Below are 26,606 nucleotides of genomic sequence, written 5' to 3'. Positions count from 1 at the left end.
GCCTTCGAACCCCGGTGACTACACCCCCCGGATCATGATGACTGGGGGCATCAATCATGCCGGGGTCCTCAGGCCAGCGACCCCTTCAATCCTGACGGATGGTGGGGCTAATTAAAAGGTAACGGGGAATCGTGAGCGCAGCAATTGACCCAATGGTCGGTGCAGAGCAAGTCGCCGCCTTCTTCAAGGCAGTCATGATCAAGCAACCCGACCTGATCGTCTCCGAGGCTGTCGTCAACTATCAGCCCGGCTTGATCGGGTCGTCGCATGGGCGCGTGATTGCTGTCGTAGCCACGCAGATCACTGGGACCCGAATTAGCAACATCTGGGCCGTTAGAAACCCCGAGAAGCTCCACCTCTGGCACAACGAACTCTCTGAAGGTGAGCCTCATGTCTTGCGCATTGCCTGAAAAAGCAACTCGAATCGCAATAGTGGGAGCCGGTATCGGCGGACTCATGCTCGCGGCTTCCCTCGGCGAGGACTACCGGATCGACCTCTTCGATCATCGGAGCTCGCTGAACGGTGACGGCTACGGACTCAACATCCAGCCTATTGCAGTAACGGAACTCGCTGGCCTCGGGCTCCTGTCTCGCTTGTGCAGCCTCGGAATACAGACTCGCGCACACCGGTACCTATCCTCAGACGGACAACAGATCATGGAAGAACCTCGGGGACGATTCGCTGGGGAAGAGATGCCCCAACTATCGATCCTCCGACACGATCTGGTTTCGATCCTGCTCGCCCAGCTGCCCGGTAGTTGCCAGATACACACGAGCGCCACGATCACGATCGAAGACTTAGAACGGTGGGATAGGCAATCTCCTGCACCATATGACCTCATCGTTGGAGCGGACGGCATCAACTCCGTCACCCGTACCTACACCGTAGGAGCCACCGCGCTTCACGATGGCGGCATGACTCTCTATCGCGGAGTCGCGGACCTCCCCAAGATGCTCGACGGAGAGACCTTCATCCTCGTCACAGCCGACGATGGCTGTCGACTCATCGCCTACCCGGTCTCCGCGCCCATTGCTAGAAGCGGATCGAGCCGGATCAACTGGGTGCTCCTCGTCCCTGACAGAGTCTACGAGGGACAAACTCCGGTCCTCGGCGAGAGCCAAGAAGCCGTGCGGCGCATACTGGGGTCCCACATCGGAAACTGGGCCCTCGACTTCCTGGACATCGAAGCGATGATCGAGAAGTCCCCGACTATCAAGTCGGACCGCCTCCGTGACCGTGACCCAATCAATCAGTGGTCCCGCTCACGAGTCGTATTACTTGGCGACGCGGCACACCCGATGTACCCCATTGGGGCACAGGGTGCCTCGCAAACTATCGTCGACGCCGCCTGTCTTGCCGGGGCAATCAAGACCGAAGCCGACCCATTCATCGCCATTGCGGAGTTCGTGTCCGCCAGGCTTCCTCAGACCAACAACGTCGTGCTCGCGAATCGAAAGATGAACCGCGAAGAACTCGAACATGTCGGCACCGCCAGTAGCACCCGATCCGAAAAGTTTCGAACCACAACCTCGAACTATCGCCAAGCTGTCCGCGATAGAACTCGGCCGCACTCAAGCAGCGTCGGCCACAACACCATCGAAAGGTAACCGACGTGAGCTATCTGAAGTGCGACGCAATCATCATTGGAGCCGGAGTCTCAGGGATCTATGCGGCCCATAAGCTCTCCAACGACCTCGGTCTCGACGTTGTCGGCATCGAGAAGGGCAGCGATGCGGGAGGAACCTGGTACTGGAACAGATACCCAGGAGTCCAGGCTGACACGGATAGCCATGTCTATCGGTACTCCGGTGATCCGACCGTATCGCCCTCCTGGGATCGCGCCGCGCGATATCAGAAGGGCAGCCAGATTCGTGACTATCTTCAGGATTTCATGAAGCGGCATGACTTGGACAAGATCTTCCACTTCGAGACGACCGCAACTACGGCTGACTTCAAAGAAGAGCAAGCACGGTGGGAAGTGCGGACGGACAGAGGCCAGACGTTCTCGGCTCGGTATCTCATCGGAGCCGCCGGCGTCCTCTCGAAGCCGGTCCTCCCCAACATCCCCGGCCTTGCATCGTTCACCGGGCAGACCATCCACACGGCTCGATGGCCTGAAGGCGTGAGTCTCGCCGGAGCAAGAGTCGCGGTGTTTGGCACCGGTTCAACTGGTTGTCAGCTCATCGCCAATGCAGCGACCGAGGTCGAAGAGATGGTCGTCTTCCAACGCACAGCCCAGTACGTCGTCCCGGCGGGGCAACGACGGTGGACCGACAGCGAATCTCACCACTATGAAGAGTCCTTCGCCGAACTCTGGGATGCCTGGCGGCTGACGAGACTTGCGTGCGGTTTCGAGGAGCCACAAACCGGGGCGCAAGATGTCGATGAGAAGACGCGAGAAGAAGTCTTTGAGAAGGCCTGGGAGGAAGGCGGAGGCTTCAATTTTATGTTCGGGACGTTCTCCGATCTTGCGTTCAATCGCGTCTCCAACAACGCCGCCGCTGACTTCATCAAGCAGAAGATCAACGTCATCGTCAGGGACAGCGACACGGTGAAGGATCTGACTCCCACCGAGCCGTACGCCAGGCGCCCCGTCGCTGTAGACAACTACTACGAGTCCTTCAACCGCGAGAACGTATCCCTGGTGAACACCAGACGGAACCGTATCCGATCCGTTACGCCGCACGGAATCACCCTCGACGACGGACGCTTCTTCGAAGTCGATGTCATCGTGTTCGCCACCGGGTTCGAGGCAGTAGACGGGGCATACCGCGATTTCCACGTCCAAGGGCGAGAAGGCACGAACCTGCTCGAACACTGGGGCGATGCTCCTTCGTCGTACCTAGGGATTGCTACGCCGAAGTTCCCGAACTTCTTCACCGTACTTGGACCTTTGGGGGTCTTTTCGAACTTGCCGCCAGGCATCGAGGCACAGGTCGATTTCATCGCAGAGGTGATCGCGGTAGCCGACTCTACCGAGGCCGCCACCGTCGAAGTACATCCAGACGCTGTGAATCGTTGGGCGGTTGAGTCCACGGAGATGGCCCAGGGCTCCGTTTTCGCCGAAGTTAAATCGTGGATCTTTGGGTCAAATGTTCACACCGACAGCCCCCGAGCACTCTTCTACTTCGGCGGCCTCGGCTCATACCGCCAACGTCTTCGCAACGAGATCGACAATCGACTTCCAAGTTTCCAGCTGTCCACCCGGTCTCGGCTGACTCAACAGAGAGAAGGAGCACACCATGTCCATCAGTGAGAACGATGACCTCCGCAACAAGAACCTCCAAACCGTCGAACGGTACATGCATACCAAAGGCGAGGACCGATATGACCGACACAACCTGTTTGTCGAGGAAGGGATCGGGGGCCTCTGGACCACCGAATCGGGACAAGCAATCGAGATCCGAGGCAAGTCGGCGCTTAAGCGGCATGCGTACTGGTCGCTCCAGTGCTTCCCTGACTGGGAGTGGTACAACATCACAGTCCACCCTGAGACCGATCCCAACCATTTCTGGGTCGAATGCGATGGTCACGGTGCCATCCGGTTCGAGGGGTATGACGAGGGATACTACGAAAACCACTTCCTGTTTTCGTTCGAGATGGACGGCGGCCTGATCGTCCGGTGCCGCGAATTCATGAACCCGATCTTGCAGCTCAAGGCCCTCGGCCTCCCGGTGCCGCGAATTGAACGCAAAGGCATCCCCCAGTAATGACTACGCCGACCAGAAACCACACGCATCAGTCCACTCTCACTCGATACTCCTCCGCAGCGCATCAGCCCACATGGCCCCAACCCCACCTAGTCGAGCAGGTGCGGCACCGGCTGGAGGCGGCCCAGTCCCTCGTGACCGCAGAGGAAATCGAGGAGCTGCGAGTCTGTCTGGCAGTTGTCGCCAGCGGCCACGCAACCGTCGTTCAGCTTGGCGACTGCGCTGAGCCGTTCGTCGAGCTATCACCGCAGGCCGTCGACCGGAAGCTGGACTTCATAGATGAAGCCGCTGACCTGGTCGCTGGAGCCACCGGCCAGGGGGTGATCGCTATCGGTCGGGTCGCGGGTCAGTTCGCGAAGCCCCGCAGCAATCCGACCGAGACCGTCGCCGGACAAGACATTCCAACGTACATGGGCGACGCAGTCAACGGGCCTGGACCAACTCCTGAAGAACGCGAGCCGGACCCGTTCCGGCTCTTGAGAGGTCATCGTTTGGCCCAGCGGGCGACGGAGGCCATACGTCACCACAACAGCACGACCGGACGAAAAATCTGGACGAGCCATGAGGCGCTGCTGATGGACTACGAACACCCGCAGGTTCGATTCCAGGGCCATGATCGTTACCTGACATCGACGCACTGGCCCTGGATAGGCAACCGTACCCGGCAGCTCGACGGTGCCCACTTATCGCTCATGGAGGTCATTCGCAATCCGGTGTCTTGCAAGATTGGACCAGGTGTATCAACGAGAGAAGCTGAGCGGCTTGTCAGGACCCTTAATCCGCATAACGAAAAGGGGCGCCTCTCGCTCATTGCGCGATTCGGTCGTTCACGGATCAGAGATGACTTTCCTGCCATCGTCTCGGCACTATGCACCGCCGGCCTTGAAGCTAATTGGATGGTGGATCCTCTTCACGGCAACACGAGAAGTGCTGATGATGGAGCCAAGACACGACTGATACCTGATGTCCTGGACGAGGTCACCGCCTTCAACGAAATTCTCAAGACCTTTGACCTCCACTCCGCAGGTATCCATCTGGAAGCCACCGGAGACTATGGGATCGAAGAGTGCACCACGAGCGTCGATAGCCGACGTGGGCCTAACAGCTACCGGAGCCTCTGCGACCCGCGTCTCAATCGAATCCAAACTGCCGAAGTCCTAACCGCTTGGACGGAGGGCCGCTGACATGAAACATACATTCACAACTACGTCATACGCGCAAGTCACTATCGCTGATGTGAAGACGCGCGGACCCGGATGGGCACTCGATTGGACCCGCGCAGCACTGCTCGTCCATGACATGCAGGAGTACTTCGTCCGGGCACTGCCAGTTGAGCCATCTCATCAGTTGCAAAGCAACGTCAGCCGGCTCGTACGTCTCGCCAGAGACCGAGGAGCGCCGCTGATCTATAGCGGTCAGCGTGGCGGGATGACCTTGGAAGAACGAGGACTCATGACGGACTTCTGGGGGCCTGGGATGGACGCAGACGAGGAGGACCGCCGCTTGGTCGACTCTGTTGAGCCTACGGAGCAGGACTCCCGAATTACGAAATGGCGCTATAGCGCCTTCACCCACACCGGCTTGGCAGAACTCCTCTCAGGTTTCGGCAAAGATCAGCTGATCGTCTGTGGGATTTACCTACATGTGGGCATCCTGGCAACTGCCATCGACTGCGTCGCCGAAGACATCCAGTGCTTCGTGATCGGAGATGCAACCGCAGACTTCAATCGAACTCTCCACATCGACACGCTGAAATATATCGGCGATCGATGCGGACAGATCAAGTTTATTGGAAGTGACCTGATATGAACTGCCAGGTTTCCGCCAGCCAGGCGTTGCAGATCATCAGCGAACATGAGACCAGCTACGCCCTGATACTGCGACAAGCGACCCCGGACTATATCGACCTGCTCATCTTCGACGCCAGCACCGTTGAGGACACGACTCAGATCGCCACCGACGATGAAGCCACCAAACTCGTACTCCTTCCTTACCGTTCGATCGAAGAACGTGGATTCTCCGCTCAAGACGACAAGCAACCAATCTTGACCTGCACGGTGTCTCAGCACTACGTCACAGACCGCGACGAATTCGAGAGCCTGGTCGCGGGACCAATAGGCCACGTGGAGAATTTCGAGTTCGATATCAGCGATGCGGAATACGCCGACATTGCCTCCGCCTCCATTGTCGAAGACATCGGCAGCGGCCTCGGGTCAAACTTCGTCCTAAAACGAACGCTTCAAGGAACGCTGAGCGATAGCAGTAACGCCTCACTACTCGGACTCTACAAGCGGCTGCTCCAACGCGAAGCAGGCGCCTATTGGACCTTTCTAGTCTCGTTGGAAGACAGAGTATTCCTGGGGGCTTCTCCTGAGCGCCATGTGTCGCTTCATGACTCAATCGTAGCGATGACCCCCATCAGCGGAACTCTAAGAGCGGAAGGGCGTCGGCCGACAACACGCGAGGTCCAAGCGTTCTTAGCAGATCAGAAGGAAGCCGATGAACTCCTCATGGTGCTGGATGAGGAGCTGAAGATGATGGCCTCACTCTGCCCGGAAGGGGCCGCCGTAATCGGTCCACGCATTCGTCGAATGTCTAACGTCGTCCACACGGAGTTCGAAATCTCCGGTCGGACCTCCGCCAACATCGGCCGAGTGCTCAGATCGACCCTCCTAGCTCCAACAGTCGTGGGGAGCCCCCTGGAGAGCGCTACTCGCGTCATCCACAAGCGGGAGCCCTCGCCGCGCGGCTACTACAGCGGCGTGGTGGCTCTGGTCGAACCCGACGGCTGCGGAGGGCAATCTCTCGATTCAGCCATCCTCATCCGAACCGCCGAGATATCGCGATACGGCGACGTATGTATTTCGGCTGGCTCAACTATTGTGCGCCATTCAGATCCCGACTCCGAAGCGCAGGAGACTCGTGCCAAGACTGCGGGATTGCGACAGGTCTTTGAGGCTGAGGCTTCCCTTGACGCCTCCATTGGCCAGGCCATGACAGTTCGCCGCGCCGTAGTGTCCGACTTCTGGCTCAAGAGCACAACTGAGCGCGCACTCAACCGACATCGATTCAGCGGGCGGACATGCCTGATAGTGACCGCCGAAGACGACTTTACACACATGCTGGCTGTACTACTCAGATCCTTGGGATTCTACGTGGACGAACAACCAGCCCTCGACGTGGACGAACTCCCGGCTGACCGTGATCTGATTCTGTTCGGCCCTGGTCCCGGCAACCCCGAGAACAAGACCGATCAGCGCATCGTTTCTCTTCACCGGCTCATCCGGTCCGCGCTGTTGCAACGGCGACCGTTCCTCGCCGAGTGTTTGAGCCATCAGATACTCGCGCTAGAGCTTGGCTTGCCCATAGCTCGACTAGCGCAACCGCACCAAGGTGAGCAGATCGAACTTCCGCTTTGGAATCGACAAGCGACACTGGGGTTCTACAACACATACACCGCTCGTTCCCTAACCCCCTTCGTCCATTCCAATCCCGCAAGGCATGTCCGGGCGATCCTGCACCCTGACTCCGAGGACGTCGCAGTACTCAGCGGTACGGCGTTTGCCTCGACCCAGTTCCACATTGAGTCAGTCCTGACTCACAACAATGATTGGCTGCTCGCTGAACTCATCGAGGGCGTACTCAGCCGTTCCGAAACGAGGACGACCAAGAAGGTGGACCGTGGAACATCAGTACCAATTAGTTGACGCGTTCGCCACCAGACCCCTGGTCGGTAACCCGGTCGCTGTGTTCCTCGACTCGTTCGACTTGGACCAAAGGACGATGCAAGACATCGCCGCCGAGTTTCAACTCTCGGAAGTCGTCTTTGTCGACAGGCCGAGGAGCGACCCGACGCGGGTGCAATGCAGAATATTCACCCCTGTGAACGAACTACCGTTCGCGGGCCACCCGCTCATCGGTGCAGCGCGAGTGCATCTGGACCGTCATCAACTCTCTAACGCAACGTTCACAACTCCGTCCGGGGCGGTAAGGATCTCCAAAGATCCGGCTGATACGAGTAGCGTGCAGATCACCCAAGCCATGCCCACTGAGGTCGTGACCGAACATGCAGCTGAGCTGAAAGCCGCTCTAGGCACGTCGAGCTTCGCTGGCCCTCCAGCGCTTTACGACGCGGGTGCCAGACATCTCGTAGTACCCATCAGGACCGTAAATGAGTTGATGGCGATACGCCCAGATCATCGCCGTCTCTCTATTTTCGAGGACATGGCGATCAACTGCTATGCCGCAGAAAACGGAGTCCTGTTCAATCGAATGTTCTCCCCGGCATATGGAGTCCAAGAAGATGCTGCCACCGGATCAGCCTGCGCACCAATAGCGCTACACGCGGTGTCGATCGGACTCCATGACTCACTACTCCGGGTTGAAGTCCGACAAGGGCACAAGCTCGGCAAAGATTGTCGGATGACAGTTTCGATTCGACAGGATCAAGAGCCGCAATGCGCTGTCTCCTTATCGGGAGCTACGGCTCTTGTCGCTCACGGCACGCTACTCGTATAAACCAGAACGGATCGAAGCAATGAATGACAATCTTTCGGAGACTCTCACAGGCCATATCGAGGTAGATTTCCCTGAGTATCTAGATCCACCTGGCGAGCCTTTCGAGCTACTGACCTCATGGCTGAAACGCGCCGTGCGTCTCGGGGTCCGCGAACCGCTAGCAATGGCGTTGGCCACCTCTACAAATGCGGGCCAGCCGTCTATCAGAACAGTAGCATTGGCGGAGCTCACGACCGCTGGCCTCATTTTCACGTCTCACTCCAACTCCCCTAAAGGCCAGGAAGCTCTGGCGAATCCGAAGGTGGCAGCGCTGTTTTACTGGCGTGAAACCAGCGAGCAGGTGTGCATCCGCGGTTCTATCCAATGCCTAGACGAGACCGTTGCCGACAGGATGTGGCAACGACGCCCCCTCGGCACACACGCGATGTCCGTTGCTTCCTGTCAAAGCCGTCCTCTAGGTGATGTTGAAGGCCTCCGCCAGACGGCCGTGCAACTCGCCGAGGATGCCCCATTGCCGAGACCGGTAACCTATAGGGCTTTCGAGATTCAACCTTCCGACATCGAGTTCTGGGCAAACGGCCGTGACAGGCTGCATGAGCGACTGCTCTTCTCACGCCGGGGATCTGGCTGGGCGGTTTCGAGGCTTCAGCCGTGAACTCCTGCGCGTCACAGACGGACGATCTGGGCAGACGTTCTGATGATGATGAGGCTGCGCTCTCAGTGCGTAGCCTGATGAAGTGGCACTTTTCACCGCGTACGGGCTCGCCATTTTGGGTTGCGTCTCGTCCGTCATTGCCTTTTGACCCGCTGGAGGATGTACGAACCCCAGAGCAGTTGGATATGTTCACCGACTGGACAGGAGTGCCTGACGAGGCCAAGGGCTTGAGTCTCATTCCGGCTGGGCTTCCTCGTGCGGAGCGTATCGTCAGGGCTGGTTTTCGAGGCGCAGGTCTGCCCTTGCTGGAGCGTTGGCTTGATCAGCTGGTGACCTGGCGCGTATCGGGATACAGTAAACCACCTGCCCTTGGAGGGGATTGCACGCTAATTGCGTTAGCGCCGGACGCTCAATTTGCTATTGCCGTGAGTGCCGAGCGAGCTAGAAGGTTGGGGACGCGTCCGTACCTTGTAGACCCCGATGAGGCGACCCTTCGGGAAGTCCCCATTGGTTCCTGCGACGAGGGTGCGCGTCAATGCTGGAGTGCTATGCCGGACGCTCAAGTCCGGTACATATCAACCTCGCCGGGCTACCTCGTATCCCTCCTCGCCAATGCTCGTTTCAGTCGTGTATTGAGTCGGTCGGTTCGTCATGTCGCTATCTACGTAGACTGGGAACACGAAGATCTCGCGTTCGCTGCATTGCATGCAGTTCCTGAACACGTGGAGGTCAGCCTTGTTGTCAGTGTTCCTGAAGCAGTAGCTGAATTTAGGACCGGCCTGGTTCGCCGGGAGGATAATACGTTCAAGTTCCATGGGTTTGATCCGCACATATCTGTGACCTGGGGGAAGTTGGGTGACAATTCTGATTCCTGCTCCGAACCGCGGTCCGATCTCCGGGTTACTCATCTAAGCCGTTGGGGGTTCTTGCCAGGAGTGAGGGTCAAGACTGAGCGCGTTGCCTACAGTCTCGGTCGCACACCCGCGGGCTTCGGGGTGCGTCGTCACTGACGCGCAACGGGGTCGCTCTAGCCCGCTCTGACCGTCGAGGAGCAGCGAGACGTCCTACACGCCTCACACTCTCGTCAGCTAGCTCGTCTGTCTACTAGGCACGGAAGCAGTGCCCCCGGAACTCGGCTCCATGTGAATCGACTCCGGTCGAACTCGAACCCAACGGAGGATCGCAATGTCCAATCCAGTCACTTTCGTCAACGTCATCGACGTCGAGCCGGAGAAGCAGCCGGAACTCGTCGAGCTGCTGAAGGAGGGTACCGAGAAGGTGATGAAGCACCGGCCCGGTTTCATCTCTGTCACCCTGCTCGCCAGCGCCGACAAGACGCGCGTGCTCAACGTGGCCCAGTGGGAGTCTGCCGATGATGTCAAGGCGACCCAGTCCGACCCGGAGGCGGCTGAGTACGCCAAGAAGACCGCGGGCATCGCGAAGGCGAGCCCTGGTCTTTACCAGGTTGTGGGTGAGTACAAGTAACCCAGCCACCGTCGAACCCGGGGTGTGAGCGACACATCGCTCACACCCCGGACTTCGCACAGCTCAACTGTCTTCGTCATGCCGCCAGCTTGAAGTCGGTACACTGGAGATACGAAGCACGATACGTATCACCCTTGAGCATGTTCGGCTCGTCGAGGATGAGCGTGGCCGGGTCACCGAGGAGCGCCGCGGCGATGCCGAGGCGCTGGCCCATGCCCAGGGAGAACCCGCCGACCTTCTTGCCTGCCACTGAGGTCAGCCCCGTCGCCTCGAGAACTTCGTCGACCCGCGACCTGGGAATCCTATGGGTCGCAGCGATGGATCGGAGGTAGTTGAGGGCGGTGCGGGATCGATGTGCTGCTCGTGCATCGAGCAGCACCCCCACCGATCCCAGCGGTGCAGGGAAATCCGAGTACGTCATGCCATCGATCCGAGCTCGTCCGGAGGTGGGGCGGTCAAGTCCGACGATCGACCGCATCGTGGTGGATTTTCCAGCACCGTTCGGCCCGAGGAAACCTGTGACCTTGCCCGGCTCCACGGTGAAGGAGACGTTCTTCACCGCGAACTTTTCGCGGTATCGTTTCGTGAGTGCTTCGACTTCGATCGTCATCTCAGTTCTCCTGTTCTCTCGCTAGGGGCACCAGCTGTGCGCTGCGGCATGTTCTCAACGCTACGGATCGTCACGGCACCGACGATGCCAACCACGGGTTGAGGTTCGAGATGTCTCACAGCGCACGCTCCGGCGCTGCCAGCACCCGGCGCAAAACTGGGAAGGTGGCGATCACCCCCAACTGGACTAGCAACATCCCCAGGACAATGCATCCGATAACGGTGAGGAGGAACAGCGGCGCTGTCACCGCCGAGACGCCGACGACCGGGATCACCAGGACGGCTGCGATGACAGCTGGAACCACTGCTGCCACGAGCAGGGGAATACTGATCGCCATCCGACGAGACCGATGCATCACAGGCTGGGACATGCCGAGTCGATCGAGGCTGACGTAGAGCGCTCTGCGCTCCATCACAGCGGCAGCTTGGGTCACCCCCACCGAACAGGCCACCAACAGGTAGGACACCGCCAGGGCAGCGACCACGACGGTGCGGATGTCGCCGAAGAACTGGATCTGCTCCGGGGTGACGGCATCGGAGACGTTCTGGACCATGTCGAGGAAGCCAAGCACTGAGCCTGCCGGGACCGCGATAAAGCTGGCAAGCGCGACCCCGGAGACCTGCCTCCACGCCGCCTGGGGCGACTCGAGCACGGTCCGCGCCGCAATCAGCGATGCAGCATTGTCGGATCGCCGGAGCCGACGCTGAGCGGACCGACCGACCAAGAAGGGGCCGAGGATGTTCAGCACAGCCATCACCGAGACGATGACGAGTACCAGCGCGAGGGTGATGCCCACTGTGCCCCAGCTGGCTGATGTCAGCTGCAGGACCAGGACGGCCCCCGCTACGACGAGCGCGGCGATCACCAGCCGGAGCCAGTGCATCCGCGGGGCGCTCTGGCGCATGCGCACGCCGAGCGGCGAGATCATCACCTGCTTGAGGCTCGCGACCGCGCTGATGAGCGCGACCAGCACGACGCAGCTCGCAAGCACGACGACGAGCGCGGGTGGCAGGATGGCACGATCTATGCCGAGCGTGTTGCCAGCGACCGGTACCAAGGCCAGTGCCGGAGTAATGGGAAGGGCGAGGGCGGCCCCGAGGAGCACTCCCGCCAATGCGAGCAGACCGGCTTCGACGAGAGCTACTTTTCGGACCCAGCGGGGGGTCGCGCCCATCAGTCGGAGCGTCGCCAATCGGTCTTCGCGACGGCGAGCTGACAGTCTCGCGGCCGAGCTGCCGAGGGTGCTGACTGGGACGACCATGACTGCAAGCATCGCCACCGCCAGGATCTGGTACTGACCGAATCCGCTGGGATCGGGTGCGAACCAGAACGCGTTGGCAAGAGTCGACACCGCAATCGACACTGCAGTGATCACAGCAATGGCGATGACGGGCAGAACGATTTCGGAAGCATCCGCACGAGAGGGACGGATCAACAGCCACAGTGCCGTGCGCTGCCCGGCCCTACGTGCCGAGACCCCGGTCCGTGCCTCATGGGTACTCATCAGTCGGCCTGACTATCCGGGATCTGCTTGACGATCTGCCCGTCGCGCAGCCGCACAACACGCGAGCACGCAGCAGCGACATCCTTGTCGTGGGTGACCATGACAAGCGCGCGGCCCTGCTCGGAGGTCGAGCGCAGAAGGAGAGCCAGGACATCGGCCGCAGTTCGGGAGTCGAGAGCGCCCGTGGGCTCGTCGGCGAAGACAACCTGGGCCTGCGTGGCTCGCGCCCGGGCGATGGCGACCCTTTGCGCCTGGCCGCCGGACAACTGTCCGATGCGGCGTTGTTCGAGCCCGGTCATTCCCAGTTCCTGGAGCAGTTGGCCGGCTCTGGAGTTCGCTTCGCTCTTCGTCACGCCTGTAAGTAGAAGGGGCATCATCACGTTCTCCATTGCGGTCAACTCGGGAATGAGCATGCCCTGCTGGAAGACGAACCCGAACTCCCGTAGCCGGAGATCTGAACGAGCTGCGTCAGAGAGCTCGTCGACCCGGACGATCTGCGATCGGCCCTGCCCATCCAGTGTGCGCAGTGCGACGGTGCCGTCGTCGGGCCTGATGATGCCCGCAAGAGCGTGCAGCAAGGTGGTCTTACCGGACCCCGATGGCCCCATGATGGCGACTGATTCCCCGTCCTGGACAGCTAAGGACAACCCGTTCAGAGCGACAGCCTCGCCATATCTCACCTGCAGGCCGGCCACCGACAGGCGGGGCACGTGGTTTTGCTGAGAAGGTGCGACGGGGTGCTGGTCATATCGCATAGTTCGCTCGTAGCTCATGATTCGACGCTACGGATCGTTCGCAACCGTCTGATACCAACCACGGGTTGATCCTGGCAGGTCATATCTGTGTGTGCTGTCACGGGAGATACCTGTCACTTGTGCTCTTAGGCGCGGATACAGCGACGACTCCGACATAAGCTGCTCGTGCCGGCCTGCGGCCTCGATCCGTCCGTGGTCCAGGACGTAGATACGATCTGCGCTCTGAATCGTTTGGAGTCGATGCGCGATGACCACGATCGTGCGAGCACCTGACAGCTGGACGAGGAGCTGCGAGAACTTCAGTTCGTTCTACCCGTCCAGGCTCGAGGTCGGCTCATCGAGGAGGATGATCGGGGTCTGTCGAAGCAAAGCTCGCACCAGTGCAAGGCGCTGGCGTTCGCCGCCAGAGAGGTGCGCTCCCTGTTCGCTGACATCGAGAGCCATTCCCTTGTCCGCGAATCCGTTCAGGGCATCGAGACCGAGACCCGTCAGCAGTGCCGGAGCGGCCTTCTCGTCCAACCCGGGACTCCCGATCTCCACGTTCTCTCGGAAAGTCCCGTCGATGATCCCTCCGTTCTGGGGGAGATAGCTGATGTGGGCTCTCACATCCTGCCGGCTCAGTTCCTCAACCAGTCGACCTCCCACGGTGATCTCCCCGGAGCACGGGTCGTAGAAGCAAAGCAACATGGGCGTGTCTCCTTTATTGAGGATTTCACTGCTGAGAGCCTGAATGGGTGATTACGCAACGGCGACATCGAGTATTCAGCGACAAACAGTGGGTACGGGTCGAATCTCTACTGCCGTCCAACACAGGCAAGAGAGCCCGCCCATTCGAGAACAATCGCCGTATCGTCGAGGGCATCGTCTACCGATACCGAACAGGTATCGCCTGGCGCGATCTGCCTCGGGAGCACTTTGGTGGCTCTTCGCAAACGAGAGTGTAGGTCAGTGAATTTGAAATAGGGCGAGTCGCTGCCCGGATAGACGTCGAGGTCTTCCGATGATGGAAGTTCTCACACTCGCCATCCGAAAGACCTCGACGTGGACAAGCCTATATTCTCGACCCCTGACCTCACCACATTCGCCCGCCTCGACACCCTCGACCTGACATGCATCGGCCAACACATCACCGCACACAAAGCCGTCTTGAAGTGCCGACCCACCACAGCCGATGACTGGTGCCGGCGGTGTGGCGGCCATGGTGAAGCCAGGGACACTGTTCTACGCCGGCTGGCTCACGAACCCCTCGGACACCGCCCCACGACACTCCACATCCGCCTACGCCGTTACAAATGCTGCGAGTGCGGACACGTCTGGCGCCAGGACACCACAGCCGCAGCACCAGCACGTGCCAAGATCTCCCGTGCCGGACTCGACTGGGCATTGCGCGCCCTCGTCATCGATCACGACACCGTCTCAGTCATCGCTGCGAAACTCGCTGTGTCCTGGCATACCGCGAACTCAGGGGTCCTGGCCGAAGGACACCGGTTGCTGATCAGCGATCCGACTCGCTTCGACGGTGTGTCTGTCATTGGTGTCGACGAACACGTATGGCGCCATACACGACGTGGTGACAAATACGTCACTGTCATCATCGACCTCACCCCGATCAGCCAGGGAACAGGCCCAGCACGCCTACTCGATATGGTGCCCGGACGGTCGAAACAAGTCTTCAAGCAATGGCTGGCCGTCCGACCCAAGGGCTGGCGTGAAGGCATCGAAGTCGTGGCGATGGACGGATTCTCCGGGTTCAAGACCGCAGCCGCGGAGGAACTTCCCGATGTTGTCGAAGTCACGGACCCCTTCCACGTCGTCAAGCTCGCCGGTGACGCCCTCGACGAGGCCCGACGCCGCATCCAGCAAGAGACAACTGGGCATCGGGGACGGGCGAAGGATCCGTTATATCGGGCGCGCAGGACGCTGCATACGGGCACCAGTCTGCTCACGACCAAGCAGCAAGCCAGGATCGTGCGGCTTTTCGCTGACGACAATCTCACTGAAGTCGAAGTCACCTGGAGCGTCTACCAGGACATCGTGGCTGCATACAGAGCCGAGGACCGCAACGAGGGTAAAAGGCTTCTTCAGGAAGTCATCGATACCCTGGCGTCGGGTCTGCCACCAGGATTGCTCGAGCTGAAGCGGTTAGGACGAACGTTGAAAAGACGAGCAGCCGACGTGTTGGCGTTCTTCACCAGGCCCGGAACGTCGAACGGGCCCACCGAGGCCATCAACGGAAGGCTCGAGCATCTGCGGGGATCGGCACTCGGTTTCCGGAATCTCACTCATTACATCGCCAGGTGCTTACTCGAATCCGGTGGCTTCAGGCCGCTTCTACACTCTTATTTACGATGAGCCACTTTGGTCCCTGGCAGACAGTATGGAAACGCCACCGCCGCTACGCCGCGGATGGCACATGGGATCGAGTACAGGCCCAAATCCTGGCCGACGCCGACGCTGCTGGGAATATCGATTGGAATATCTCTGTTGATGGCACGATAAATCGTGCCCCACCAGCACGCGACGAATACCCGTCGTCCTGCGCAGGACACAGGGGGCTACATCGAATTACAAGAATCTGAACGATGATACCTGCGAACCAGCTGGTCACGGGATTGGACGCTCACGTGGTGGACTGACAACGAAGATCCACCACGCTGTCGACGGACACGGCCGACCATTGGCCATCGTAGTCACTGGCGGCCAACGCCACGACGGAGTGATTCTGCCCCAAGTGCTGGCTGATATTCGGGTTCCGCGCAACAGTACCGGTCGTGCACGCACACGTCCGAACTCGGTTTTGGGCGACCGAGCCTATGGGTCCAGAGCCAATCGCGAGCACCTACGATCTCGTGGAATCACGGCAGTGATCCCTGAAAAGAAGGACCAGATCGCTGCTCGGAAGAAACGTGGAAACAGGGGAGGACGCCTGCCAGCGTTCGACGCCGTTGCGTATAAAAACCGTAACGTCGTCGAGCGATCCTTCGCCTACGTCAAACAGTGGAGAGGATTAGCGACTCGGTACGACAAGCTCGCGATCACCTACCGGGCTGCCGTCGTTCTCAGCGCAATCTTAACCTGGTTGCGCATATAGGAATGGGTCATTCCATAAATACTGTGGTGAAGTACTCGACGGCATCAGCACTTACCACGTCACGCGCACAATACGGATCATCGCGGTCACCCAAGAAGTCATAATGGCCTACCTGCGCCCCTACGTTCCGACCGCTAGACTTTGGGACAGAGTCGAGATAGACAAGTGCGTTGTCCTCTGCCGGAGTAATGTCGTCGGCTCCGCCCCAGCGGATCTCGAACGGAGCGGAGATTGCTCTAAGACTTCTCGGGTCAAGCAAGCGACCGATCGCGGGCGCGATCACAAAACCCGCACGAATTCTCTCATCGGCGACCGACTTACCGCCGTCCGAGATCCTCGCACTAATTTGATCCTCTGTATAGCGAGAGTGAAGCTGCTCGACCACGTTTGGATACTCAGGCAACTGCGGCGCTGGAACCAAGCCGCTTAGCACTGCGTTGAGCGCCTCAGGGTTCGTTCTTGCCCCGAGAAGCGCAGCGACCGTGTAGCCTCCGATAGAGAAGCCCGCGGCACCAATCTTTTGCTCGTCGATGTCATGCCTGGAAACAAGGTAGTCGAGAAGGAGCGAGACATCTCGAGCCCGTTCCCAAGTGAATGAGAAACCTTCAGGCAGATATACGTCCTTATAACTATTGCCGTGATGATCAACGCCGGCGACTAGAATGCCAGCGTCAGCCAGGGGCTCGGCCAGCCAGGAAAGATCTTCAACTGCGCCGCCGGTCCCGTGGGACAGGAGAACTACTGGGAGGGGCCTGTCGGAGCAAGCTGGCCTCCACACGCTCACAGAAAGAGGTCTCGCACGGCTATTATCGGACCAATGCTGGCGAGTCTCGTCGGACAACGTCACAGTTTCAGTAAGCATGACCTCAATCTATACCTCAAGTCTGCTGGCATTCAGTTGATAAACGTACTCAATCGACTCATCATGGAAAATTCTCTCAACTACGCCGAGGTGGCTGTAGCTGCTGTCAGTTTCAGAAGTCGTTTGCACAGATTTCAGAAGCCGCCTTCACTGGATGAACTTCAACTCAGAAGTGGCCTGTACACAAGCCCGCGAGACGAAAAGGCCCCACCTAGGAATCGGTCAGGGGCGCAGAAGCACCTTACCCTGGGATCCCTGGCTCAACGACAGGGCTAGCCCTTCGGCTATGTCGTCCAACGGCAGCTCCTCCTGTATCCGTGTTCGGATGACCCCTTCCCGCACGAGATTGAAGACCTGGGTGAAGGCGGAGACCAACTGTGCCCGTTTGGCGCTGTGGACCCATTCGCGCAATCGGAAGTAGTGAATATTGAGGTCGGGCCGGTCCTGCCGCAGTTTGGGCGACAGTGGTTGGCCGGACAGCAAGCCGTAGTGCACAAATGTTCCCCCGCGTCTCAAGGACTGTGCCAGGTCGATGCCTTCACCGCCGCCCACGCAGTCGAACGCGAGGTCGAGGCTTCCTGTCCCTGTAAAAGCATGGAGCTCTTCGCGCCAGCTGTCAGTGGAAGTGTCAATCACGTGAGCCCAGCAGCTGCTGGCCTCTTCTTTCCTCGGGTGGCGCATGAGCCCGATGGTACGGGTACCCCGCTGAGTGAGCAGATGCCCGAGGGTGCGGGCGATGGCGGAACCGGCGGCGTTAACGACTGCGGTATGTATTCCGGACGAGCTGGCGTGGAGGTCGATCATCCTGATGGCTGTCAGTGGATTAATGTAGGCGGTGGCCGCATCCGTATCACTGATGTCGTCGGGGACCGGGATGCACCAGACCAGGGAGCAAGGCTTCACGCTCTGCCAACCGCCAGCTGCTCCGATCGGCAACACCCTTTGACCGAGGAGCGCCGGATCGTTGTCGGAGTGGACGGTCTCGACGGTCCCGACTCCCTCAAAGCCGGGGATGAAGGGAAGTGTCGTCCGGGACGGGTAGGCCCCCGAGACCGGTATGAGGTCTGAGGGGTTGATGGGGGAGGCAATCATCCGCACGGCCGCGGCACCTCGTTCCAGTTCTGCAGGGGCAAGGGACTCTACCTGGAGAACTTCTGGCGGAGGGCCGAAACGGTGGGCGATGACGCCTTGGTTGGAGTGCTGCATATGTAGGTGACCTTTCGACGCAGACTAAGGACGTGCACGGGGACGCGTGAACTAACCGACTGTGGTTGCCCTGTGTCAGTTTCAGGAGTCGAATGTACTGATGCCAGAAGTCAGTTGCACACTCGCTGGCTGAATGACTATCACCGGTCGCACCGCGTCAGTGAAAACGGTAGCCGATGTTGATAGCTGTGGCCCCAGTGTGGCCGATCCAGATCCGACGAGGAAGCGCAGTGAAAGACTGCAGAGACGGTTCCGTCGTTTCCCATGGCCGCCACTGCTCTACGAACTTACTCCCACACGTGGTGCTGGAAGTAGAAGCGAATCAGGGACATACCCGGATCAGGAGTCCGTGTCGCTGCACCCTCCTGGGCGATGGAGCTGGGGAGCCTAGCCCGATTGTTCGAAAGCACCGCATGAACGTCTTCCTCGCCCATTGTGATGTTCGCGGTGAACCCAGTGGTGTTTCGATCCTTGGGAAGTGGATTAAAGTCGTCGCCAGACAGCTCCCAAAGAGTCCACTCCTTCGTGTACCAGACGCCATCATGGAGGTACTTGACCTCCGTCTGTCCGACCGGTTCAACTTCCAGATTCGACTCAGGCCCGCACTTGCTCACCAGCTGCCCGTCCTTAATTGCCTCGACGACCTGCGACACCTTGACACCAGTCATCGCCGACTTGGGGACACTCTCCGAATCCTGCGAAACAGCGGCCAAGAGAACCTTACTGGTGGAGTACGGCACGTACGTCTCGCTCGAGTGCTCGTTGTCGAGCTCAGAACTGATATCGCTCTTCGAACCAACGAACACCGGCAGATACGCGAACGACACAGTACCTTCTAACGTACCGGCCCGGGCAGACCCATCGAGGTCATCTGGAGAACAGAATTTGTCCGGGTCCTCCTCGTAAGCAAGCCGCTGATACTCTTCACGACTCGTCCGCGACGGCGACGGGCTGCCGTCATTGGCTTCCTGATCACCGCTAGCATGATCACTCTTATCGCTATCCCCGCCAACGTCATCGTCGCCAGAGGAACAGCCCGACAGTCCCGCGGCCAGCGCAACAATGCACGCCAATACCGTCGTCCGGACCGGGGCATGACAGCGGCAGCCGCTAGACCGCGGCTGAAAGCTCGGGAGCTTCACGTGAACGAACACCTCTAACGTATCGCTTAGACGCGGTGGAATGGGCCTGCAACTTTCAACTCCAGGGCGTCACATGAAGAGGATAGCTCCTAAGCCTAGTGCCGTTAAGTTGGAGTGATGATGGTCGGCTTTGCGGTAGGTAACGGTTCGGGATATCTGTGGTGTTGCTTCTGGGCCCTGCGTTCCTAAAGGTCGATCGCAGGTGGCGTCACCGCGCTCGGCGCCTGCGACTCGTCGCTCGAGCTTGGCGCGCCAAATATCAATCACAGATCAACGCCACCAAGCTTACGTCCACAGCCGCGTTCTACCGCGCCAGGACCTTGGCCCCATCGGGCCGCAGCTCACCAGTTGGAGAGACATGGCGGTATAACGTCTGGCGAGTCACCCCAATTTCTTCGCACAGGTGACCGACGTTGGTGCCGGGTTGCCCCATCGATGCCATGGCCAATCGAACTTTAGCCGGCGTCATTTTGAACGGCCTACCATCCTTACGCCCCCGAGCCCGGGCCGAAGCCAGGCCGGCTTTGGTGCGCTCGGAAATCAGCTCTCGTTCAAACTCAGCCAGGGCGGCGAAGATCCCGAACACCAGCTTGCCCGACGCGGTGGTTGTGTCAATGGCAGCGCCCTGACCGGTGAGCACCTTGAGTCCCACACCCCGCTCGGTGAGGTCGTGGACGATGTTGACCAGATGCCGAAGATCGCGGCCGAGACGGTCGAGCTTCCAGACGATCAACGTGTCACCGTCCCGGAGTGCTTTGAGGCAGTTGGTCAACTCGGGACGGTCGTCTTTCTTGCCGGAGGCTTTGTCTTCATAGAACTGTTCAGGATCGACTCCGGCGGCGATGAGCGCATCGCGTTGCAGGTCGGTGGTCTGTGACCCGTCGGCTTTCGACACTCTGACATATCCGATCAGTGCCACCGCTACCTCCATCACTTATTCGATCGTTTGTGTGACAGTCCAGCGGACCTTTCACCGCTCATCACATGTGAGCTTCAGCGATAAATGGCGGTGTTCTTTCGACTTTTCGTGGCGGTACTGAGTTCACGATCTTTAGGCGATCTCCGCGTTCGTCTACGGACTGCTCGGCAATAATTGAGTTTCGAGCCCCTCCCACCCCTCGGGATTAGCCAGCATCAGTCGTGAAAGTCTTCAGGCTCCATCGGGATGCGCTTGGCCATGAGACAAAACTTATTGCCTTCCGGATCCGTTAGGACGAACGCCGGCATCGTCGCAGCCAAGCAGAATGGCACCATCCGCCGGCTAGCGGGAGCAGAGATCACGACCACCACACCCATCGCTGCCAGGACGACCCCGAGGAGCAGGGGGCCAATCAGGGCCATCCCCGCCGCCGCTCCGATCAGGAGCCCCACCTGACCGAAGATGTTGAACAGGCCAGATAGCACTGCGAGGACCCTGCCACCTATCTCTGCCACTCACAAACTGGGTCCGACGAGGTTTCTTGGCGTACTGCGGTTATGCACCGCAGTTGAGCGCTGGCAACTACAACCCAGGTCGCGTGGATAGACGTGCAGCGGCGTATGAGGCGTTGCTGGACGAAACAGCGGTGGCCCAAGTCGTTGCCGTTGAGATACTCAGGCCGAGAAGCCGTGAGAGAACCGGTGCTGGCAATGAGATAGCCAAAGGCGTCAGTGCTGCCTTCCTGTATTTCGTCGGATTGTGGACGCCGAGTTTGCGGAGGCGAGCCGCTAATGACGTGGATGTGAGGTGTCGACCGGGGACGCCTTCTGGGAATAGCCAGTCGTCGTCCGTTGCGGGTGTCATCAGCCGGGGAGCTGATCGATCGTGTTGAGCGTGGATTGCCGCGATGTCCAGTGACGAGGGAAGCTCAAGCGGATCCGTTCCGATCAGGATGCTGTATTTGCCGTCGTGTTCGCGAAGATCGGAAAGCCTCAACTCGGCGATACGGCCAAGTCGAATGCCGTAGATCAATAGCAAGCACCCCGCGAGTCTGGTCTGGCCGCTGATCATTTTCGAGGGGTCCAGGAACTGGTCGAGTACCGTCCAAACTTCGGTGCTGGTTATGCCGGCAACCGTGAGTGCTGTCGCACGAGCGGCCGGGATGGTGACCTTTGCCGAGGCGAGATTGTTCTCATAACACCATGTCAAAAAGTGTTTGACCCGTATTCGTGTTCCCGGCCCACGGGAGAGCCAGTTGTCGACCAACGATTGATTGACACCTTCGATCGAACTGCCGCGCAACGGGTGACGGGCCGCCTTCGAACAGCGAGTCGACGAGGTCCGCGGCTTTGCAAAACGGGCAGAGTCCGAGCTGGGACAGGTATTCGAAGCGGCAGCATCGGAGGCAGTTCTGGTGGAACAGCGGATTCCGTTCACCGCATTCCCAGCAGTAGGGCGCCCCGTCGATCCGGGCACGGATCTGGCGGTCCTTCCCGCAATCGGCGCAGGCTTCGATGACTTTCGGCGAGCATGTCGCACACAGCGAACCACCATCGGCGAGGCGGTTCGCTGGAACTTTGTTACGCCGGCACTGGCTGCAGGGTTCTTTCGACAGGGCGCAGTTCTCGCAGATGGCTCGTGCGGTGCCCGCGAAGCGGCAGGGACGAACGTGGCCGCAACTGGTGCAAGTGCCGCTACGTTCCTTCATTCGGCACGTGCGACAGAGAAGTCCCTCAGGTCGTTCTGAGCCGATTTGTTTTGTTCGGCCACATCGTGAGCATGTGCCGAAGTTCTGTGGGAGACGGTTCACACAGCTGATGCAGAGACGCGTGCCGTCGACCATGATCCGGGATGTGATTGACGGTTGCGAACACGAATCACATGGAGCCATGTTTGCGCGCCTCCTGCATCTGTCGCAGGTGCGAAGTCCATCCAACTTCTCGGTGAGAGGCACTTGGCGAGAACAGTGGCCACATGCTCGAACTGGGAGGATCGCGCCGACGGACCTCACGAGGTCATACATAGTTCCGAAATTCGCGCTCCCAAACTGAGGGTCTGCGAACAAGTCGCGGGAAGATAGCTCGATTTCTAAACGGGTGCGCAAACAGATGCTGGCCGACATCCCGTTGGTTGCCTGTCGTAGCCGAGCCTCGAACTCTGTACGGCTGCCCGCTGATCGAGTTCTGAACAACACCGCAGTGACGAAGTCCTCGGCCCCGGTTATCGAGCCGAGGCGCCAACAGCTCTGACAGATTTGCGTGTTGAGGACTTGACCCCGGCGTTGACGGATCCTGTGGCAGAGTCCGCATTCAACATCGGTTCGCCTCAGACTGTAATCACAGCGAGCACAGACTTTGCCCACACTGGCAGTCCGAACTAAGGGCCGCACATCGGCACATTTGGCGCACCGCGGTAATTGGACGACTCTGGCGCCGGAATCGCGCAGGTCCCTGATCAGTCGCGTCACCGTGGCAGGTGTGGAGTCGAGCCCCCGCGTCAAAACCAGCGGATCGCTGATGATATGGGCGTGCAATCGCGCCAGCGCAGGAGCAGACAGCTTCAGTCTGCGGACAACTTCGGCGATGAGGACAGTGGGCAGGGACGACTCCATCTCACCGATAATGTGCGAGAGCTCGCCGGTGCAGAATGAGACTGTTTGCGACTCACGCATCGGGGGCGCCCGGGACTTCCATCCGAACCGGACGCAGTCCACCGAGTTTCACGGCCGCGGAACGGTCCCGAGCGGTCGAGCTTTCCGTTCCTGTCGCGGCTACGGCACTGCCGAGATCCACACCCTTAATGAGGTCATCCGAGCTGCACTCGAGAATGTCGAGCAACGCGACGAGAACGTGGAGATTGAGTCGTTCCGGCTTCTCTGCTGCGAGCCGATAGACCTGGCTCGACGACAGATTGATGCCTCGTTCTTGAAGGAGTGGAATAAGGTCCGTGGTACTGAACAACCCCTTGGTCGCCATTACTTCGCGCAGTTTCCACTCGTAGCCAACGATCTTCATTTGCCCGGTCCTTTAGTCGGTCGTGCCTGCTGGTTCTTCTCCAAGGCTTGTCTCATCATTGTGTTCATGAAGTTGCCCGTGACGTGTGTGTAAATCCCGGTCGTCGTGCCCCACTGGTGGCCCATCTGCTCCTGAATAAAGCGCGGGTCGAATCCTTCTTCGGCGAGGTGAGTGGCATAGCTGTGTCGTAGACAATGTGGTGAGAGCACACTGTCGAGGCGGATCTCATCACGGTAGACGGCGAATCGCTCGGTGATTTCTTTGGCCTGAAGCCGGTTACCTCGTTCGGTGACCCACAGCAAGTTCGACCCCGACATTCGAACGGTCGGCCAAACCTCGTCGACGTATGCCTTCAATGCTGCGACGGCTCCGGCACGAAGCGTCAGTACGGAGCGACGCTTCTTCCCGCTACCGTGCGAGCCTTTCCCGAACTGGACCTGCAAAATCCCGTAGTCGCCAAATTCCGGTGCATGGGGATTGCGGTAGAAGTCGGTGACTTCCAGGTTCGCAACTTCATCGGCTCGAAGCCCCCAACCGTAGATGACCTTCATGATCGTCGCGTCGCGATAGACCTGCAGGGCACCCTTCTTGTGCTGGTCGAGGCGCGAATCGACAATCGAGTCGATGTGGTCAAACAGACGCTGAACCTCGTCGCGTGCCAGCGGTCGGCGCCCCGGCCTCCCTTCGTAATCGAGGATGTGTCTGGCCGAGTTCCACTCATGCACGATCTGTGTTGGATGTGTGCCAAAGCGCTGTTCGCACTGCTGCGCCCACGTGTAATGATCAGAGATCAGATAATTGCAGAAGGCCCGGATCGAGGCTTGGTAGACCCGTAAAGTCGAGCGCATCAGCTTCCGCTCTGAGATGAGGTGCATCATCCACTCGTCGAACATGCCTGCGGTCCAGTTCCACGGGAATTCGTTGGTGAACTCCTGCAGAGCCACCGCTCGTGCGACGTTGGAGTCGGCAGACTGTCGTTTATTCAGCCGTCCGCCGACTTGGGCGTCTGTCCACCCCTCGACCATTGCCGCGAATACGGCTTCTTCCTCGTTGATGAACGCCACTCCCGGCGCAAGGTACAGCGAGGATTCGCCATAAGGGACGCCTTGTTTCACCATGACCACCATTCGCCTGAGGGGATAATCATGCATCGGATGCAGATATAATGTCAACAGACACGGAATCAAGCGGGAGCAGGACCATCCAGTGATGCCTTCGCGACTCAGATCACGCTTGTATTCCTGCATTTGATGCAATACCCGCAAGTTTGCCGGTTGAGGCTCGAGCTCACGGCGAGCAGGTTGAGCGGGTCGTTGCCGAACTCCTTCAGCGTCTCCTCGTTGAACTTGAAAGCCCCGGTCTGCCAGGCGTTCGAGCGGGCGACGACATGGTCGATGTCGACGGCGTTCGCGCTGCGGTCGAAGTCGTAGGTCTCGCCCTGATACGGGTCGGCCAGAGTCCCGGCCAGCACGATGCATCCGTGAGTTCCGGCTTTGAGGGTGATGTCCGTGAGGTCGCGGCGGAGCACGTCGTTACGGGTGTCGCAGCCGTTGTGATCGGTGTCCGACCGCCATTTGAACAGGTCACCGTCGTACCCGGTCTTCGGGGCCCGGCCCTTGACCGTGAGTTCGTCCAACATCACCGAGGCGGTCCCCGTCGCTGCGCTGCCCGCATGGCCTTCGTCCCCTTCCCCGCTTTCGCTCTCTTCGTCGGTGTCATCGGACTTCGACGGTGAGGGAGTGTCCTCGCTCGGTTCCGGGGCCTCACGAGTGGGTTTGGGATCGGCCGAACTGGTTGAGGCGGTGTCGATGGCCGGTTGGGCATCCTCGGCGCATCCGGAGAGGAGGCCGAGTGACAGGACTGCTGCGAGTGCCGCAAGTGTGCGGCGCGAGGAAGAGAGCAAGGGCATGGACTTTCGGGCGTGGAGGCTCGCCGGTTCGGCGAGATAGTTCAGACGTGGTCGTGGACCGAGCCGACACGAATGTCGCTGCTCGATCCACTTCGATCAGTCTAGATCCGGCGGCGCGGCGGTGGCATACGGTCGGCAGGAACGTATCCCTTTCGTTAGATCCCCGGATGATCGTCGAGATGAGATTCTCGGCGGTTGCCTCAGTTCTACCGAGGGGAGGGTGAGGTCACCGGCGGGTGGGTGCATGATTGAGGGGAACGGTGAGCAGCCTCGGCGAGGAGGATTTTCGATGCGACACGATGAGGAGCGCCCGCGCACCAGCGGGTTCCTGGCCGACGGGACGGTACCGGGGCACTGGACTCAGGTGCTCGGGGCGATGCGGGCGAACCCGTTCACGCATCTTGCGCTGGATGAGGTACGCACCGAGGCGGCCCACCACCTCATCGTCGCGCCTTCCCCGGAGGTGGCCCGGGCGTGCTTCGGGAAGTTGCTCGACGCGTGCGGGGACTCGGTTGAGATCGTCACCGTCGAGGAGCTCGTACCGGGTCGCGTCCCCGCGGGGACGTGGGTGTTCCTGCCACATCGGCAGGACGGGTGGACGGATCTCGAATCCGCCTCGGCGAAATTGCGGGCGGGACTGCTCCAGGAGAACTCGTCACGCGAGACCGGCGACAAGCTGGTCCTCATGGAGTACGGGATCAACCTGTGGATGTGGGCCGAGCCGCCGTCCAGCGGAGGCGACCCTGTCTGCCACGCCGGTGAGCTCATCAGCTGGGAAAGCGCGTGGGCGCTGGGAGCGAGCGGAAGCGATGAAGATGCCACCGCGGGCGCAGCGCCGGAACCGGGAATCAAAATGGACGCTGACAACAACTCAACAGCAATGCCGTTACCGCTGACTGCATCGGCCCGCCCGCCGATCTACTTCGGCCTGCCGCCCATCCTGCGCCAGCGCCGCTGGGACAGCTGAGCACATTCTCTGGCATCCCCTTCACCGACCGCTCACCCTAGCGTCGAGCGCATAAACTATGCGGCGAGCGGTCGACGCTAAGGTGCGCGGTCGGTGAGCACGAATGTGACTGAGGTGAGCGGTCGACGCTTAGCCTTGATCCACCGATTCGCTTGATGGCAAGGGGCTCACTCGGATTCGAGTGCGAACGCGGTGCGAGGGCAGGAAGTAGTGTCCCGGTCTCTCACCGGTCTCTTCCACATAGATGATTCCCCGGGG

The 26,606-nt window shown here is 59.7% G+C and carries 24 protein-coding genes and 3 pseudogenes; 14 read left to right on the top strand and 13 right to left on the bottom strand.

Annotated elements, in window-relative coordinates; translation table 11 throughout:
• Positions 1–131 precede the first annotated feature (131 nt).
• The 10 genes from BLIN9172_RS16565 (at position 132) to BLIN9172_RS16515 (ending at position 10,369) form a co-directional block, all read left to right on the top strand.
• Positions 132–410, top strand: coding sequence for a sigma-70 family RNA polymerase sigma factor family protein (locus tag BLIN9172_RS16565; protein WP_145997992.1), 279 nt, complete (start codon positions 132–134; stop codon positions 408–410).
• Entirely contained in the window at positions 391–1,608 is a 1,218-nt protein-coding gene (locus BLIN9172_RS16560; RefSeq protein WP_101556026.1) for an FAD-dependent monooxygenase, read from the top strand. Before BLIN9172_RS16565 ends, BLIN9172_RS16560 begins: the two co-directional genes overlap by 20 nt.
• Before the next feature lie 5 nt (positions 1,609–1,613).
• The gene (locus tag BLIN9172_RS16555; RefSeq protein ID WP_101556025.1) at positions 1,614–3,257 is read left to right on the top strand and encodes a flavin-containing monooxygenase; all 1,644 of its coding nucleotides are present in this window, start codon (positions 1,614–1,616) and stop codon (positions 3,255–3,257) included.
• Positions 3,244–3,711, top strand: coding sequence for a PhzA/PhzB family protein (locus BLIN9172_RS16550; protein WP_101556024.1), 468 nt, complete (start codon positions 3,244–3,246; stop codon positions 3,709–3,711). Before BLIN9172_RS16555 ends, BLIN9172_RS16550 begins: the two co-directional genes overlap by 14 nt.
• Entirely contained in the window at positions 3,711–4,895 is a 1,185-nt protein-coding gene (locus BLIN9172_RS16545) for a 3-deoxy-7-phosphoheptulonate synthase (RefSeq protein WP_101556023.1), read from the top strand. Before BLIN9172_RS16550 ends, BLIN9172_RS16545 begins: the two co-directional genes overlap by 1 nt.
• A 1-nt stretch (position 4,896) precedes the next feature.
• Positions 4,897–5,520 carry an isochorismatase family protein gene (locus BLIN9172_RS16540; protein WP_101556022.1) on the top strand — a complete coding sequence of 208 codons (624 nt, stop codon included), beginning with the start codon at positions 4,897–4,899 and terminating at the stop codon, positions 5,518–5,520.
• Positions 5,517–7,418 (top strand): anthranilate synthase family protein, encoded by a 1,902-nt coding sequence (locus tag BLIN9172_RS16535; RefSeq protein ID WP_101556021.1) that lies wholly within the window; start codon positions 5,517–5,519, stop codon positions 7,416–7,418. The genes BLIN9172_RS16540 and BLIN9172_RS16535 overlap by 4 nt, the downstream gene beginning before the upstream one ends.
• Positions 7,318–8,229: a PhzF family phenazine biosynthesis protein gene (locus BLIN9172_RS18910; RefSeq protein ID WP_101556020.1), complete on the top strand. Its 912-nt coding sequence runs from the start codon at positions 7,318–7,320 to the stop codon at positions 8,227–8,229. The genes BLIN9172_RS16535 and BLIN9172_RS18910 overlap by 101 nt, the downstream gene beginning before the upstream one ends.
• A 19-nt stretch (positions 8,230–8,248) precedes the next feature.
• Positions 8,249–8,884, top strand: a complete 636-nt coding sequence (locus tag BLIN9172_RS16525) for a pyridoxal 5'-phosphate synthase (RefSeq protein ID WP_101556019.1) — start codon at positions 8,249–8,251, stop codon at positions 8,882–8,884.
• A 1,185-nt stretch (positions 8,885–10,069) separates the two neighbouring features.
• The gene (locus tag BLIN9172_RS16515; RefSeq protein WP_009883830.1) at positions 10,070–10,369 is read left to right on the top strand and encodes an antibiotic biosynthesis monooxygenase family protein; all 300 of its coding nucleotides are present in this window, start codon (positions 10,070–10,072) and stop codon (positions 10,367–10,369) included.
• 145 nt (positions 10,370–10,514) lie between these two features.
• Here BLIN9172_RS16515 and BLIN9172_RS16510 read toward each other — a convergent pair.
• From BLIN9172_RS16510 to BLIN9172_RS16495, 4 genes and pseudogenes are all read right to left on the bottom strand, one after another.
• Positions 10,515–10,979: pseudogene (locus BLIN9172_RS16510) on the bottom strand (ABC transporter ATP-binding protein); the annotation flags it as partial.
• Between the two features lie 115 nt (positions 10,980–11,094).
• The gene (locus tag BLIN9172_RS16505; protein ID WP_170286956.1) at positions 11,095–12,354 is read right to left on the bottom strand and encodes an FtsX-like permease family protein; all 1,260 of its coding nucleotides are present in this window, start codon (positions 12,352–12,354) and stop codon (positions 11,095–11,097) included.
• Between the two features lie 128 nt (positions 12,355–12,482).
• The gene (locus BLIN9172_RS16500) at positions 12,483–13,256 is read right to left on the bottom strand and encodes an ABC transporter ATP-binding protein (RefSeq protein WP_240812207.1); all 774 of its coding nucleotides are present in this window, start codon (positions 13,254–13,256) and stop codon (positions 12,483–12,485) included.
• Positions 13,257–13,547: 291 nt separating this feature from the next.
• A complete protein-coding gene (locus BLIN9172_RS16495; protein ID WP_101556015.1) occupies positions 13,548–13,925 on the bottom strand; it encodes an ATP-binding cassette domain-containing protein in 378 nt (125 codons plus the stop codon).
• 47 nt (positions 13,926–13,972) lie between these two features.
• Here BLIN9172_RS16495 and BLIN9172_RS16490 point away from each other — a divergent pair.
• The 3 genes and pseudogenes from BLIN9172_RS16490 to BLIN9172_RS16480 all read left to right on the top strand — a co-directional run.
• Positions 13,973–14,158: pseudogene (locus BLIN9172_RS16490) on the top strand (transposase); the annotation flags it as partial.
• Positions 14,159–14,279: 121 nt separating this feature from the next.
• Positions 14,280–15,590, top strand: coding sequence for an ISL3 family transposase (locus BLIN9172_RS16485; protein WP_101556014.1), 1,311 nt, complete (start codon positions 14,280–14,282; stop codon positions 15,588–15,590).
• 5 nt (positions 15,591–15,595) lie between these two features.
• Positions 15,596–16,329 (top strand): annotated as a pseudogene (locus tag BLIN9172_RS16480) (IS5 family transposase); the annotation flags it as partial.
• A 7-nt stretch (positions 16,330–16,336) separates the two neighbouring features.
• Here BLIN9172_RS16480 and BLIN9172_RS16475 read toward each other — a convergent pair.
• The 9 genes from BLIN9172_RS16475 to BLIN9172_RS16440 all read right to left on the bottom strand — a co-directional run bounded on the left by BLIN9172_RS16475 (position 16,337) and on the right by BLIN9172_RS16440 (position 25,381).
• A complete protein-coding gene (locus BLIN9172_RS16475; RefSeq protein WP_101556013.1) occupies positions 16,337–17,191 on the bottom strand; it encodes an alpha/beta hydrolase family protein in 855 nt (284 codons plus the stop codon).
• A gap of 222 nt (positions 17,192–17,413) precedes the next feature.
• Positions 17,414–18,397 carry a zinc-dependent alcohol dehydrogenase family protein gene (locus BLIN9172_RS16470; RefSeq protein WP_101556012.1) on the bottom strand — a complete coding sequence of 328 codons (984 nt, stop codon included), beginning with the start codon at positions 18,395–18,397 and terminating at the stop codon, positions 17,414–17,416.
• Between the two features lie 287 nt (positions 18,398–18,684).
• The gene (locus BLIN9172_RS16465; RefSeq protein WP_145997453.1) at positions 18,685–19,539 is read right to left on the bottom strand and encodes a hypothetical protein; all 855 of its coding nucleotides are present in this window, start codon (positions 19,537–19,539) and stop codon (positions 18,685–18,687) included.
• Positions 19,540–19,843: 304 nt separating this feature from the next.
• Complete coding sequence (locus BLIN9172_RS16460) at positions 19,844–20,458, bottom strand: recombinase family protein (RefSeq protein WP_240812208.1); 615 nt, start codon at positions 20,456–20,458, stop codon at positions 19,844–19,846.
• A gap of 215 nt (positions 20,459–20,673) precedes the next feature.
• Entirely contained in the window at positions 20,674–20,943 is a 270-nt protein-coding gene (locus BLIN9172_RS18675) for a hypothetical protein (RefSeq protein WP_226838548.1), read from the bottom strand.
• Positions 20,944–21,040: 97 nt separating this feature from the next.
• Positions 21,041–21,724 carry a site-specific integrase gene (locus BLIN9172_RS17975; protein ID WP_145997991.1) on the bottom strand — a complete coding sequence of 228 codons (684 nt, stop codon included), beginning with the start codon at positions 21,722–21,724 and terminating at the stop codon, positions 21,041–21,043.
• 1,397 nt (positions 21,725–23,121) lie between these two features.
• Complete coding sequence (locus BLIN9172_RS16450; protein ID WP_101556009.1) at positions 23,122–23,472, bottom strand: helix-turn-helix domain-containing protein; 351 nt, start codon at positions 23,470–23,472, stop codon at positions 23,122–23,124.
• Positions 23,469–24,599, bottom strand: a complete 1,131-nt coding sequence (locus BLIN9172_RS16445) for a tyrosine-type recombinase/integrase (RefSeq protein ID WP_240812209.1) — start codon at positions 24,597–24,599, stop codon at positions 23,469–23,471. The genes BLIN9172_RS16450 and BLIN9172_RS16445 overlap by 4 nt, the downstream gene beginning before the upstream one ends.
• Before the next feature lie 95 nt (positions 24,600–24,694).
• Positions 24,695–25,381: an HNH endonuclease family protein gene (locus tag BLIN9172_RS16440; RefSeq protein WP_101556008.1), complete on the bottom strand. Its 687-nt coding sequence runs from the start codon at positions 25,379–25,381 to the stop codon at positions 24,695–24,697.
• Positions 25,382–25,670: 289 nt separating this feature from the next.
• Here BLIN9172_RS16440 and BLIN9172_RS16435 point away from each other — a divergent pair, with 289 nt between their 5' ends.
• Positions 25,671–26,348: a hypothetical protein gene (locus BLIN9172_RS16435; RefSeq protein WP_101556007.1), complete on the top strand. Its 678-nt coding sequence runs from the start codon at positions 25,671–25,673 to the stop codon at positions 26,346–26,348.
• The last annotated feature ends 258 nt before the right edge of the window (positions 26,349–26,606 follow it).

Origin of the sequence: Brevibacterium linens ATCC 9172, from assembly GCF_900169165.1 — a bacterium.
GTDB classification, from domain to species: domain Bacteria; phylum Actinomycetota; class Actinomycetes; order Actinomycetales; family Brevibacteriaceae; genus Brevibacterium; species Brevibacterium linens.
This window is presented reverse-complemented; position numbering and strand designations above follow the sequence as displayed.